Genomic DNA, 12,005 nt, shown 5'->3' with positions numbered 1-12,005 from the left:
GGTATCGTCTCTAGGCATCGTCTAAAAACGGCAGTTTTCTGGGAAAAATGTGAGTATTTTCGAGTCCTCTCCTGCAGCGAACGGCAGGCTGAGTGCAACACGTGCGCTTCTCTGTTGAACCCCTGTGCGTCTTCAGCCAGCATGAGCGATCAGCATCGATCCGGTCGCTACCACCAGGCAGGCAGCGATCCGAGAACGACTCAGCCTTTCCCGAAGGAAAACGCGTCCGATCAGGGCCGCGAAGACCACGCTTGTCTCGCGTAGCGCCGACACCGGTCCCATCGCACCTCGTGCCATGGCGAAGATGACGATCCCATAGGCCAGAAGCGATGCGAGCCCACCACCAGCGGCAGTCATCATTTCCCAGCGCCCACGCACCAGGGAGCGCGCGTCACGCAGCATGATGTAGGTCACAGGCGCGAGCAGGCCCCACGACAAGCACATCCATACAGTATAGCCGACCGGCGAGCCTGACAGCCGGACGCCAATGCCGTCAGTCACGCTGTAAGCGCCGATGAAGCAGCCAGTGCCCAGCGCGAAGACCATTGTCCGCGGCGCGATGGTCCGCCCATGGAAGGCCAGCACGATGATGCCGCCCGACACCAGCAGCACGCCAATAAGGCTAAGTGGATCGGGCAGCTCACGCGCAAAGACCGCAGCCCCAGCCGAGACCAGAAGCGGCGAGGCGCCGCGGGCGATCGGGTAGGTCTGCCCGAGATCGCCTTGCCGGTAGGTGCGGACGAGGAAGAGATTGTAACCCGTGTGAAGGAGGGCCGAAAGCGTGATACAGTCCCAACTCGCCATCGCGGGAACCGGCACGAATGGCACCATCAGGGCACAGGCTAGCGCGATGGAGATGCACATTATCGTCATCGACCAGAGCCGGTCATCGCCTCCGCGCAGGAGGGCGTTCCAACTCGCATGCAGGACCGCCGCAATCAGGACGATCAGACTCATGCCAATCGACATGCCGGCCTACCCTGCCGACTTCGTTCGCGCGGTCAGCTTGTTCCCGTCCGGATCGCGCAGATAGGCGACAAAGACGCCGTTCGGGCGCTTGCAGGGCGGCGTTTCGACCGAGGTGCCGCCATGCGCTGCACCGGCCTCGTGCCAGGCGCGGACATGGTCCACACTGCAGGCCGCAATACCAATCGTTCCGCCATTGGCAGCGGTTGCCGGGAGGCCATTGATTGGCGTGGTGATCATAAGTCGCCCGCCGTCGTGTTCGTAGATCAGCCTTCCTCTCTCGTCCCACACGCCGGGCGTTCCGCCCAGGGCCGTGAACGTCGCGTCGTAAAAGGCCTTGGATCGATCCAGGTCGTTGCTGCCAATCATGATGTGCGTGAACATATATCATCCTAATCGCAAAGCGCTGTTCGCCGGGACTTACGGGGCGGGTTGTTGGCCGCCTCGTGCGAGCCTTAGCAAGGCTGGAAATGGTCGGCGGATTGCTCCGCCGGGCCGAAACGAACCTTACGCTCGGTCACCATGATATGCTTCTTCGGGATGGATTGGGGTCAACGTCGTCATTTCGATGAAGTAGCCGCCATTGGCCCGGAAATAAAAGGACGAGGCACCATGGGCCTCGTGGGGCGCCTGCGTTTCCCAGCCGTCCCAGTGCAGGCGCGCATGCATGGCATTCACGGCGTAGCGTGTCTCCAGAATGAAGCCAATATGCAGGATGTCGAGATTTTTCGGATAGTCAAAGCCGTCGCGACGATTGTCGAAGTGGTTGACGATCAGCATCAAGCCGTCGTGGTCCAGGATCGCCATCTTCGTACCGCGCTCGACGAGCGTGCGGAAACCGAAGTAATGCTCGAACATTGCCCGGTCTGCTGCGGTGTCGTGGCTGTAGAGATTGCTATGATTGAACTTCATGGCCGTGCCTCGGCGGCCAAGGCGCTCAACCGTCTCAGCCTGACCTTTACCCACGCTGCCGCGCTCGGACTTGCCGTCAATCTCCAGGCCTGTCCCAAGATACGCGCTCTGCTGCACAAACCTTGAGCGATCTATCCCCTCACAGCTTACCCACCAGTTCCGGCACGGCGGTGAACAGGTCCGCCACCAGGCCCACGTCGGCCACCTGGAAGATCGGGGCGTCTTCGTCCTTGTTGATGGCGATGATGGTCTTGCTGTCCTTCATCCCCGCCAGGTGCTGGATCGCGCCGGAAATGCCCACCGCGACATAGACTTGCGGCGCCACGATCTTGCCGGTCTGGCCCACCTGGTAATCGTTGGGCACGTATCCTGCGTCCACCGCCGCGCGGCTCGCGCCGATCGCGGCGCCCAGCTTATCGGCGAGCGGCGTGATCGTCGCGGCAAAGGTTTCCGCGTCCTTGAGCGCGCGGCCGCCCGAGACGATGACCTTGGCGCTGGTCAGTTCCGGGCGCTCGCTCTTGGCGATTTCCGAACCGACGAAGCTGGACAGGCCCGCATCGCCCGCGCCGCTCACCGCGTCCACGCTCGCGCTGCCGCCGCTGGCTTCGGCCTTGGCAAAGGCGGTGGCGCGCACCGTCACCACCAGCTTGGCATCGCCCGATTCGACCGTGGCGATGGCATTGCCGGCATAGATCGGCCGGGTGAAAGTCTTGGGGCCTTCCACCGAGAGAATGTCGGAGACCTGCGCCACATCGAGCAGCGCGGCCACGCGCGGCGCCACGTTCTTGCCGGTGGTGGTGGCCGGCGCCACGAAGGCGTCGTAATCGGCCATCAGGCCGGCCACGAGCGGCGCGACGTTCTCGGCCAGGGCATGGGCATAGGCCGCGTCATCGGCCTTGAGCACGGCGGAAACACCGGCAATCTGCGCCGCCGCAGCGGCCACGCCATCGACGCCTTCGCCCGCCACCAGCGCGACCACGTCGCCAAGCTGGCCCGCCGCCGTCACCGCGCTCAGCGTCGCGTCCCGAACCGCGGCGCCATCGTGCTCGACCCAGAGAAGAACCGTACCCATCACGCGACTCCCAGTTCCTTGAGCTTGGCCACCAGCGCATCGACATCGGCCACTTTCACCCCCGCCGCGCGCACCGGCGGCTCGGCCACTTTCAGCGTCTTGAGGCGCGGCGCCACGTCCACGCCCAGGTCGGCGGCGGTCTTGGTGGCGAGCGGCTTGGACTTGGCCTTCATGATGTTGGGCAGCGAGGCATAGCGCGGCTCGTTCAAACGCAAGTCGGTGGTCACCACCGCGGGCAGCGCCAGCTTGACCGTTTCCAGCCCGCCGTCGATCTCGCGCTTCACGATCAGCTGATCGCCTTCCATGCTGACTTCATTGGCAAAAGTGCCCTGCGGACGGCCGAGCAGCGCGGCCACCATCTGGCCCACCTGGTTCGAATCGTCGTCGATTGCCTGCTTGCCGGTGATGATCAGGCCGGGCTGTTCCTCGCCGGTGATCGCTGCCACGATCTTGGCCACGCCCAGCGGCTCCACGTCTTCGTCGGACTGCACCAGGATCGCCCGGTCCGCGCCCATCGCCAGCGCCGTGCGCAGCGTGTCGGCCGCCTTCGCCGGGCCCACCGACACCGCAACCACTTCCGAAACAACGCCCTTTTCCTTCAGGCGAATCGCTTCTTCCACCGCGATCTCGTCAAACGGGTTCATGCTCATCTTCACGTTCGCAAGCTCGACACCCGTGCCATCCGCCTTCACTCGCGGCTTCACGTTGTAGTCGATCACCCGCTTCACGCAGACCAGGGCTTTCATTCCGGTACACTCTCACCAATGGCATGGGCAGAAACGAAGGCCCACCCCTCGATGGAGTGGCCCGGGAGATTTCCGCCTGGCCCCCGACGGGGCCAGGGCGATATGGGATCAGAAGCGATAGGCGATGGACGCTCCATAGACGGCCGGCTTGCCGCGATAGCGGATCAGCGTATCGAGGTAGGTCGAGATCGCCGTGGTATAGACCTTGTTGGTCACGTTGCGGCCATAGATCGTCCCGCGCCAGCGCCCGTCGGCCGACCCGATGCCGATCCTGGCATCGAGCGTGGCATAGCCTGCGATTTCAAAATCGTCGGCAGGCAAGGCGGCGTTGTGGAACGTGGTGTTCTGGCGCCCCTGATAGGTCAGCATGCCGCCGACGAAGCCAACGAGGTCGTCTCCGATCGGACGTTCATACTGCACGTCGACATTGGCGCTGAACTTGGGGGTATAGGGCAGTTCCGAATTGCGGAAGTTGCCGGTGTAACCCGCCGCGTTGTAGACTGCCTGGCCGTCTGGCGTCTTGGAGTAATCCGACGTCACCTTCGCCTTGAGATAAGTGGCGCTGGCGCTCAGCCGCAGACCGTCCACCGGCTTGACCACCAGTTCGCCCTCGATGCCGAAGATATAGGACTTGGGCACATTGAGCATCTTTTCGAGCAGGCCGAAGACCGGATCGGCAATGCGGCCGCGAACCTGCTTGTTGGAGTAATCGTAATAGAACGCTGCGGCATTGAGCTGGACCTTGCGATCCGCCAGCGGCGCCTTGAAGCCAGCTTCGAAGGCCAGCACCTTTTCCTCGGTTGCCGGGGTATACTGCAGGATGCGCGACGCGCCGATTGCCGAGAACGTCCCCGCCTTGTAGCCTTGGCTGACCGTGGCATAGAGCAACGTGCCCTGGTCGAACTTGTAGTTCACGCCGGCGCGGAACGACACGTTGTCTTCCTGCAGGTGGCTGGTGACCGGATCGATGGTCGACTTGGCCGTGCCCAGCAGGAGGTCGCCCGAAGTCGGGAAGCACTGTCCGGGCAGGATGGTGATCGGCACGCTGTTGAGCGCAGAGCCATAGATGGTGGCTGTGCCCTGCGCCGTATCGATCGCCGGGTCGTTGTAGCAATACGTCGCGCTCTGCTTGTTGTTGGTATAGCGCACGCCGCCCTGGATTGTCAGGTTCGGCACCACTTCAGCTTCGACGTTTGCAAACAGGCCATAGGAGCGCAGCCTGGACGTGTAATTGTTCAGGGTGAGCGTGATCAGCCCCAGGTTCCCCGAATAGTCGTTAAGCCGGAAATAGTTGTTCTGCGAGGTACGGACGTTGTCGTAGCTGCCGCCGACGATCCAGTGCAAGGTGGGCGAGTTGCCGGCCAAGCGCAGTTCCTGGTTGAACGACCGCACGTTGCCGAACAGCGGCACATCGACCACGCTGGCGGTCGTGCCATCCAGATCCTGGTTGTAGGCCAGCTTCTGCTTGGCCAGGGCGGTGACCGACGTGACGGTGATTGTGTCGGTCAGGTCGACGTCGATGCGACCGGCCAGCTGGTAATAGCTGTTGTCCGACTTGCCTAGCAATCCCTGCGTCCATTCGGCATCGCGGGCGTTGTTGCTGATCTTCGTGCCCAGCGCGGCGCGGGCCCCGGCCGCCACGGCCGGATCGGTGCCGTTGAGCCGGCTGACCAGGGTGGCTTGAGCCCCCAGGAAACTGCTGCTGTATCCGGCAGAACCGGGCGTGGTCAGGTCGGCATAACGCTTGGCATCGACATAGCCGTAAGGGTTACCCGAAGCGGTCAGCTGCGCCTGGTTGCCGTAGATGTTGTAGATCGTGCCGGCATATTGCGGGGCCAGCGGATCAGAGCGGTCGCGCGAACCGGTCGCCATCAGTTCGATCTTGACGCCATCGGCGGGGGCGATGTCGACCGTGAGGCGTCCCATGATCTTGCGGGTATCGCCATTGTCGTCGTTGGGCCGGGACAGGCTGCGCTGCCACGCGCCACCGCTGATCCCCTTGACCGCGAGGCGGGCCGAAACTTTGTCGCCCAGCGGCCCACTCACGAAGCCGCCGATTTCAGCGCGGTTGAAGCGTTCGTAAGAGGCGTTGAAGCCGGCGTGGAAATCGGTGGTCGGCTTGCCCGCGATATAGTTGATTGCACCGCCGGTCGAGCTTTGCCCGAAAAGCGTACCCTGCGGCCCCTTGAGCACTTCGACGCGTTCGATGTCGAGATCGAGGGCATCCGACATGACTGGCACGTTGCGCGGGATCTGGTCGGTGTAGACCGAAACCGAGGGCGGCGCGCCGAAGGTCGCGTCGTACAGGCCGATGCCGCGCAGGGTGAATACTGGCGTGGAATAGAGCGACTGGGTAAACGTAAAGCCGGGTACCAGCTTGGCCAGGTCAGCCGGGCCGGAAACGCCGCGCTGGGCCAGTTCCGCACCCGAGGCGGCCGAAATGGTCAGCCCCACGCTATTGGCCGATTGTTCGCGCTTGTTGGCGGTCACGATGATTTCCGGCGTCGCTGCCGCCGCCTCTTCCGGCTTGGCAGCCGCTTGGGCAAACGCAGGGTCGGCGGACAAGGCCGCCAGCGCAATAGCGGCTCCACCAAAAAGGTATTGTGTCTTCAGGCGCATCTCTACCTCCCATTTTTTTCTGTTAGATCAGGTAAACAAGCCTCTAGCCGCGCAACCGCAGATGCCAGATCAACCGGCGATCATCGCCCCGTCGACCACGTGCTCGGCGCCGGAAACGAACGAGGCCTCGTCCGACGCCAGGAATACGACGACATTGGAAACTTCATGCGGTTGGGCCAGCCGACCCAGGGGAATGGCCGCCGCAGCACCGCCGCCGTGCTCGTCGGTGGCAGCCACCATCATCGGCGTAAGGATGTAGCCGGGATGTACGGAATTGACGCGGATGCCATCCTTGCCGTGCCATACGGCCATCAGCTTGGTCATCCCGCGTACGGCCCACTTGCTGGCGCAATAGGCGGCGTTGGACGAGGCGGCCGTGCCGATCATGCCGGCAATCGAAGATACGTTGATGATCGAACCGCCGCCTGCGGCCTGCATCCCGGGCAGCACGGCTTGCATTCCGAGGTACGTCCCCAACTGGTTGACGGCACAGACCTCCAGGAATTCGGCCTCGGTAAAATCGAGCATGCCCTTGACCGGGCCGATCACCCCCGCATTGTTGACCAGCACGGTAACCGGGCCGAACTGCGCTTCCGCCAAGCCCACCACGCGCCGCCAACCTGCCGCGTCGGCCACGTCATGCTCGACGAAGCAGGCAGCATCGCCCAGTTCGGCCGCGATGGCTGCACCGCGCGCAGCATTGACATCGGTGAGCACCACCCGCGCCCCTTCGCGCACGAAAGCGCGGGCGTGGGCCTCCCCCATGCCTTGCGCGGCGCCAGTGATGACCGCAACCTTTCCGGCAAGGCGCGACATGGTCACGCCACGATCGCCACGGTCGGGGCACCGATCTGCGGCGCCACTTCCTGCGCCAGCAGCGTCATCGAATGCTCCCACGGCTCGGGATTGTCGATATAGTCGTGGCTGTAGACCAGCAGTGTGCCGAAGGGACCGCCCAGATCGTCGCACCAGGCCTGGATCTTCTGGCGCACGGTTTCGACGGAGCCCACGATCCACACGTGCTCGGCCAGATATTCGGCATCGACCGTGTCGGGATCGACCGAGGGATCGTGCAGCAAGCCCTTGAGCACGCCAAACCGCTTGTACGTTGGCTTGATGTAGCTTTCCCAGGCAAGACCCAGCCCGCCATCCAGCGCAAGCTTGCGCGCCTCGGCGTCGGTTTCGGCAACGACCACGTCACGCACCACGCGGTGGGCAGAGCGGTCGCTCGGACGCCCGGCCCGTTCCATTTCCTCGCGGTAGGTCTCGAAATGGCTGCGCAGGAACGCATTGCCAGCATAGACCGAGGCAGGAAGGAACCCGTGCCGACCGGCAAAGGCGATCGACGGCGACGGCGCCGAAAGCCCGGTCATCGCCATCTGCATTTCGCCACCCCACGGGCGGGTATCGCGCAATGGATGGGCCGGGTCGCTAGTCGGGTAGCCGGCATTCCAGAACTGGCCTTCCATCTGGAACGGTTCGTTTTTCCACACCCGCTCCATGATGTCGATCGCCTCGAGCATCATTGCGTGGTTCTTGCTCATGTCGGTAATGCCACGCACCGCCGCATCGGTGGGATAGGCCCCCGTCGCGACACCTAGCATATAGCGACCTTCCAGCACTTGGCTAAGCCAGGCCGTCTGGATAGCCAGGCTGGCCGGGTGATGGTAGGGCAGCAGGTGCGCCAGCGGACCGAACTTGATCTGGCTGGTCTGCGCTCCCGCAGCGGCGATCACCAGTTCCGGACTGGGAATGCTTTCCCAGTCCAGCGTGCCGTGTTCGCCCACCCAGTATTCGCTGAAACCGACGCGGTCGGCATGGATGGCCTGCCGAACCGCCCATTGAAAAACCTGCTTCGCTGTCCGCTCGGGACGGAGAAACGGCGTCTGGAACATGCCAATCTTCATGGGATCACCTCGTTGGTCGGAAGCAGCGGCCCGGCCGTCCCGCCGGGCTCACCGTCAGCCGAAGTCTTTCCATTCGACGATGCGGCCATCGCCATCAAAGCTGATGAAACTGCAGAATTTCAGCCGGAATGGTGCCCCGGCGTTCCCGAAGCCGGGCAAGTCCACGCTGGGCGTGCCGACATACCAGGCCTGGCGAATGACCGTGTCGCCGACTTCGACCACGAGGTCTGCCCCCTCGAAATGGCGATCGGGAACATAATGTTCGGCAAAACCGCGCAAGACATCGAGCAGCGCGTCACGCGACTTCAGATGGAAGTCGCGGTTGTAATGGGCAAAATCCACATCGGGAGCAATCAGCTCCTCCATCGCGGCGAAATCCTTGGCATTGTATGCCTGGATCAAGCGCTCGGAACGGTCGGCAAGTTCAGCCATCATCCTCTCCGCGAATTCAGGTCGCTATCCTAACCGGTGCACTGCCGCGTGGGGCAGCCTGCCTGGCTGCGCTTGCGGATACGCCTGATTCGAGCGCCTTCTGTTTTTGTTGTGAGAAGCCTAGTTTCCCGAAAGGACGTCGTCAATTTTTTTCGACGTTTTGTCGGATAAGATTGCTTTGAAAACTATATACTACTGATAAAACAGTCTAAAATCTTAATTTACCCGACCCTTGGTCGGTCGGCATTATCCTGATAGTAGCAGGCAGATACATCAACAAGGCTTTCAAGATGCCCCTATCGAACCGCGGGATTGACGCGCAAGACTCGACCGATGCCACACTGGTCGATGCGACCGAAGGCGGCGACGATGCTTGGGACACACTGCTCCAGCTGGTCACCAGCCGCCCGAAGCGCGCGCCGGACCGCAAGCAAAACCGCAGCAAGCGCACGGAGCAGCAAATTCTCAATGCTGCCCTGCGTGTCTTCGCGCGCGACGGAATTTCGCGCTCGCGCATTGCCGACATTGCTGCCGAAGCGGGGATATCCACGTCGACACTCTATGAGTATTACAAGAGCAAGGAAGATCTCGCCTACGATCTGCCTAGCTCACATCTGGTCAGCTTCTTCCTGGAGTATCGCGCCGCAGTTGCCGGGAAGACATCCGCGCGCGAAAAACTGCTTCTCTATCTGTCCATGTCTGCCGATTTCGCGCGCGAACATGCCGATTGGGGCCGCCTGTTCTACCTGGAAATCTGGCCTAGCGTGCTCGTTAGCGAAACCGAGCTGCGCCACAGCGTCGACGATTTTGCGCGGATTGCGCGCTACCTGATCGACGAAGGCGTCCGCCAGGGCGAATTCCCGGCCGGCCGGAACAGCTATGAAACAGCCTCGCTGCTGCTCGGCGCGGTCAACCAGGTAATCATCACCTGGCTGCTCTACCGGCGCCCGCGCAACCTGACGAAAGCTAGCGCGGAAATGGCCGATCGCGTCATCACGATGATCGCCAACGAACGCCCCTGAGGGCTTTGCGGGCGCACCCGGCGCCGCGACGCCCTCCCCACGCCCCAACGCCCCCAACGCCCGCATCTGCCACCTTTCGCCGTCCGGTCTCGTCCGCGCCGCGCCCGTGCAGCAATTCCAGGCCGAGGCGCGCGAACACGCTTCCAATCTCGCCCATTCGTTGCCATTATATCCGAATTATCGTCGAAATTAAATGGGAGAGGCTTCATGGGACGACTCCAAGGCAAAGTTGCCATCATTACTGGTGCCGCACAGGGCATGGGAGCAGCCCATGCGCGCCGCTTTCTGGCCGAAGGCGCCGCCGTGACGATCACCGACATCGATGTGGAACGCGGAGAGGCCCTTGCCCAGGAACTGGGCGAAAAGGCTGCATTCCATCGCCTCGACGTTGCCGACGAAGCGAGCTGGACAGCGGTCGTCGGCGATACCGAGGCGCGCTTTGGCCCTGTCACTGCGCTAGTCAACAATGCCGGCATCATCGGTTCGCCCACGCTTTGCGCAGACCTGACCGAGGCCGAATTCCAGCGAGTCTGCGCCATCAACCAGACCGCCGTGTTCCTCGGCACCAAGCACGTGATTCCCTCGATGATCCGCGCCGGTGGCGGTTCTATCGTCAATATCTCGTCGATCTCGGGGATCGTGGCGATCTATGGCACGCCCAACGTGGCCTATGCCGCCAGCAAGTTCGCGGTGCGCGGCATCACCAAGCAGGTCGCAATCGAATACGGCAAGCAGGGCATCAGGGCCAACTCGGTCCATCCCGGCTACATCAAGACCAAGATGATGACCGATGCGCTCGATGAGGAAGGGATCCGCGTCGCATCGGCCTCGGTCCCGATCGGGCGGGTCGGCGAAGTGGAAGATGTATCTAACCTCGTGGTTTTCCTCGCTTCCGACGAGTCCGGCTTCATCACCGGATCGGAATATATCATCGACGGCGGCCTGACTGCCCTGTGAAACAGCGTGTCGCGAAGGTGCAGGCTACACCCTCGCGACATGATTCCGCTTGCGCAGCGCGTCGGTGGCGCTAGTTATATCCGACGTTTTTTCGGATTTATGAGTCACACTAAGATGGACAACGCGAGCTCAATTGCGCCCGACGACACGGTCTTGCGCACCGCCTTTCTGGAACAGATGCGCCAAGTACCCGGAGCGGTTGCCATCATTGCCAGCGCGCAGGGCGAGAACGCCGGCGGGCTGGTGGCAACGGCCTGGTCCTCGCTTTGCGCCGATCCGCCGATGCTTCTGGCCTGCGTCAACCGCTCGGCCAGCGCGCACGATCTCATCTTGGCCACCGGGGCGTTCGGGCTCAGCCTGCTTTCGGCGCAGGACAGCGCCGTGGTCGGCCAATTCGCGGGCAAGGCCGCGCTTGCCGGCAAGGATCGCTTCACCCCGGGATTGTGGCGACGCGGCCCCCGCGGCCAGCCCTTGCTGGAAAGCGCGACGGTGGCGTTCGAGTGCGTGCTGGAAGCGACCCACTCGCACGGCACGCACACGATCCTCATCGGCAAGGTGGGTGCGATGCACCGCAACGCAGGCGCTGCGGCACTGCTCTATCTGGATGGCAAGTTCGCGTCGGCCGTGCCCGCTTGAACAAAGCCCAAAACAATATGCGTGGCAAAGAGGACGAGAGGAATGATTAACAAGATCGTCGACTCGATGGCCGAGGCCGTTATGGACATGGAAGACGGCGCATCGATCATGATTAGCGGCTTTGGCGATGCCGGGGCGCCGGCAGAACTGATCGAGGCCGTGATCGCCCACGGCGCAACGGACCTGACGATCATCAGCAACAATGCGGGCGCCGGCGAAACCGGGATCGCCGCGCTGATGCGGGCCAACCGCGTTCGCAAAGTGATTTGTTCATTCCCGCGACAGGCCGCCTCGCACCACTTCGACGCGCGCTATCGGGCGGGCGAGGTGGAACTGGAACTTGTCCCGCAAGGCAACCTCGCCGCGCGGATCCAGGCGGCGGGTGCCGGGCTGGGCGCGATCTTCACGCCGACCGGCTATGGCACCATGTTGGCCGAAGGCAAGGAAACCCGTGAGATCGCCGGCCGCCATTATGTTCTGGAATATCCGATCCATGCCGATTTCGCCCTGGTAAAGGCGCGTGCGGCCGACCGCTGGGGCAACCTGGTCTACCGCAAGGTCGCTCGCAACTTCGGCCCGATCATGGCTATGGCCGCAAAGACCACGATCGTTCAAGTCGCCGAGATCGTCGAACTTGGCGCGCTCGATCCCGAAACCATCGTGACCCCCGGCATTTTCGTCGATCGCGTCGTGGCCATGCAGCCCGCGCCGATCGCCTGACCCACTAGGAGACCAG

Annotated in this window: 13 protein-coding genes; 4 read left to right on the top strand and 9 right to left on the bottom strand. The window is 62.9% G+C overall.

Annotation, left to right across the window (positions count from 1 at the left end; all coding sequences use genetic code 11):
- Positions 1 to 132 precede the first annotated feature (132 nt).
- The 9 genes from FHW94_RS00480 to FHW94_RS00440 all read right to left on the bottom strand — a co-directional run bounded on the left by FHW94_RS00480 (position 133) and on the right by FHW94_RS00440 (position 8,654).
- Positions 133 to 969: a DMT family transporter gene (locus FHW94_RS00480; RefSeq protein ID WP_168553855.1), complete on the bottom strand. Its 837-nt coding sequence runs from the start codon at positions 967 to 969 to the stop codon at positions 133 to 135.
- Positions 970 to 975: 6 nt separating this feature from the next.
- Positions 976 to 1,350, bottom strand: a complete 375-nt coding sequence (locus tag FHW94_RS00475; protein ID WP_168553854.1) for a VOC family protein — start codon at positions 1,348 to 1,350, stop codon at positions 976 to 978.
- Positions 1,351 to 1,473: 123 nt separating this feature from the next.
- The gene (locus FHW94_RS00470) at positions 1,474 to 1,995 is read right to left on the bottom strand and encodes a VOC family protein (RefSeq protein WP_246865833.1); all 522 of its coding nucleotides are present in this window, start codon (positions 1,993 to 1,995) and stop codon (positions 1,474 to 1,476) included.
- 22 nt (positions 1,996 to 2,017) lie between these two features.
- Positions 2,018 to 2,950, bottom strand: coding sequence for an FAD-binding protein (locus tag FHW94_RS00465; RefSeq protein WP_168553853.1), 933 nt, complete (start codon positions 2,948 to 2,950; stop codon positions 2,018 to 2,020).
- Positions 2,950 to 3,696, bottom strand: a complete 747-nt coding sequence (locus FHW94_RS00460) for an electron transfer flavoprotein subunit beta/FixA family protein (RefSeq protein ID WP_168553852.1) — start codon at positions 3,694 to 3,696, stop codon at positions 2,950 to 2,952. Before FHW94_RS00460 ends, FHW94_RS00465 begins: the two co-directional genes overlap by 1 nt.
- Positions 3,697 to 3,804: 108 nt before the next feature.
- On the bottom strand, positions 3,805 to 6,261 hold the full coding sequence (locus FHW94_RS00455; RefSeq protein WP_282599553.1) for a TonB-dependent receptor: 2,457 nt from the start codon (positions 6,259 to 6,261) through the stop codon (positions 3,805 to 3,807).
- Positions 6,262 to 6,384: 123 nt separating this feature from the next.
- Positions 6,385 to 7,131: a glucose 1-dehydrogenase gene (locus FHW94_RS00450; protein WP_168555364.1), complete on the bottom strand. Its 747-nt coding sequence runs from the start codon at positions 7,129 to 7,131 to the stop codon at positions 6,385 to 6,387.
- Between the two features lie 2 nt (positions 7,132 to 7,133).
- On the bottom strand, positions 7,134 to 8,222 hold the full coding sequence (locus FHW94_RS00445) for an LLM class flavin-dependent oxidoreductase (protein ID WP_168553850.1): 1,089 nt from the start codon (positions 8,220 to 8,222) through the stop codon (positions 7,134 to 7,136).
- Between the two features lie 54 nt (positions 8,223 to 8,276).
- Positions 8,277 to 8,654: a nuclear transport factor 2 family protein gene (locus FHW94_RS00440; RefSeq protein ID WP_168553849.1), complete on the bottom strand. Its 378-nt coding sequence runs from the start codon at positions 8,652 to 8,654 to the stop codon at positions 8,277 to 8,279.
- A gap of 290 nt (positions 8,655 to 8,944) precedes the next feature.
- Here FHW94_RS00440 and FHW94_RS00435 point away from each other — a divergent pair, with 290 nt between their 5' ends.
- From FHW94_RS00435 to FHW94_RS00420, 4 genes are all read left to right on the top strand, one after another.
- Positions 8,945 to 9,676 (top strand): TetR/AcrR family transcriptional regulator, encoded by a 732-nt coding sequence (locus FHW94_RS00435; RefSeq protein WP_168553848.1) that lies wholly within the window; start codon positions 8,945 to 8,947, stop codon positions 9,674 to 9,676.
- Positions 9,677 to 9,883: 207 nt separating this feature from the next.
- On the top strand, positions 9,884 to 10,633 hold the full coding sequence (locus FHW94_RS00430; RefSeq protein WP_168553847.1) for a glucose 1-dehydrogenase: 750 nt from the start codon (positions 9,884 to 9,886) through the stop codon (positions 10,631 to 10,633).
- Positions 10,634 to 10,747: 114 nt separating this feature from the next.
- Complete coding sequence (locus FHW94_RS00425) at positions 10,748 to 11,269, top strand: flavin reductase family protein (RefSeq protein ID WP_168553846.1); 522 nt, start codon at positions 10,748 to 10,750, stop codon at positions 11,267 to 11,269.
- 42 nt (positions 11,270 to 11,311) lie between these two features.
- Positions 11,312 to 11,989: a 3-oxoacid CoA-transferase subunit A gene (locus FHW94_RS00420; protein WP_168553845.1), complete on the top strand. Its 678-nt coding sequence runs from the start codon at positions 11,312 to 11,314 to the stop codon at positions 11,987 to 11,989.
- Positions 11,990 to 12,005: the final 16 nt, after the last annotated feature.

The organism is Novosphingobium sp. SG720 (assembly GCF_012275365.1).
Classification (GTDB): domain Bacteria; phylum Pseudomonadota; class Alphaproteobacteria; order Sphingomonadales; family Sphingomonadaceae; genus Novosphingobium; species Novosphingobium rhizosphaerae.
This window is presented reverse-complemented; position numbering and strand designations above follow the sequence as displayed.

Bases quoted from the DNA above. Each gene is read 5' to 3' on its own strand.
- FHW94_RS00465 (WP_168553853.1), bottom strand. From the start codon at position 2,950: ATGGGTACGGTTCTTCTCTGGGTCGAGCACGATGGCGCCGCGGTTCGG.
- FHW94_RS00440 (WP_168553849.1), bottom strand. From the start codon at position 8,654: ATGGCTGAACTTGCCGACCGTTCCGAGCGCTTGATCCAGGCATACAAT.
- FHW94_RS00450 (WP_168555364.1), bottom strand. From the start codon at position 7,131: ATGTCGCGCCTTGCCGGAAAGGTTGCGGTCATCACTGGCGCCGCGCAA.
- FHW94_RS00420 (WP_168553845.1), top strand. From the start codon at position 11,312: ATGATTAACAAGATCGTCGACTCGATGGCCGAGGCCGTTATGGACATG.
- FHW94_RS00425 (WP_168553846.1), top strand. From the start codon at position 10,748: ATGGACAACGCGAGCTCAATTGCGCCCGACGACACGGTCTTGCGCACC.
- FHW94_RS00475 (WP_168553854.1), bottom strand. From the start codon at position 1,350: ATGTTCACGCACATCATGATTGGCAGCAACGACCTGGATCGATCCAAG.
- FHW94_RS00480 (WP_168553855.1), bottom strand. From the start codon at position 969: ATGTCGATTGGCATGAGTCTGATCGTCCTGATTGCGGCGGTCCTGCAT.
- FHW94_RS00460 (WP_168553852.1), bottom strand. From the start codon at position 3,696: ATGAAAGCCCTGGTCTGCGTGAAGCGGGTGATCGACTACAACGTGAAG.
- FHW94_RS00445 (WP_168553850.1), bottom strand. From the start codon at position 8,222: ATGAAGATTGGCATGTTCCAGACGCCGTTTCTCCGTCCCGAGCGGACA.
- FHW94_RS00435 (WP_168553848.1), top strand. From the start codon at position 8,945: ATGCCCCTATCGAACCGCGGGATTGACGCGCAAGACTCGACCGATGCC.
- FHW94_RS00430 (WP_168553847.1), top strand. From the start codon at position 9,884: ATGGGACGACTCCAAGGCAAAGTTGCCATCATTACTGGTGCCGCACAG.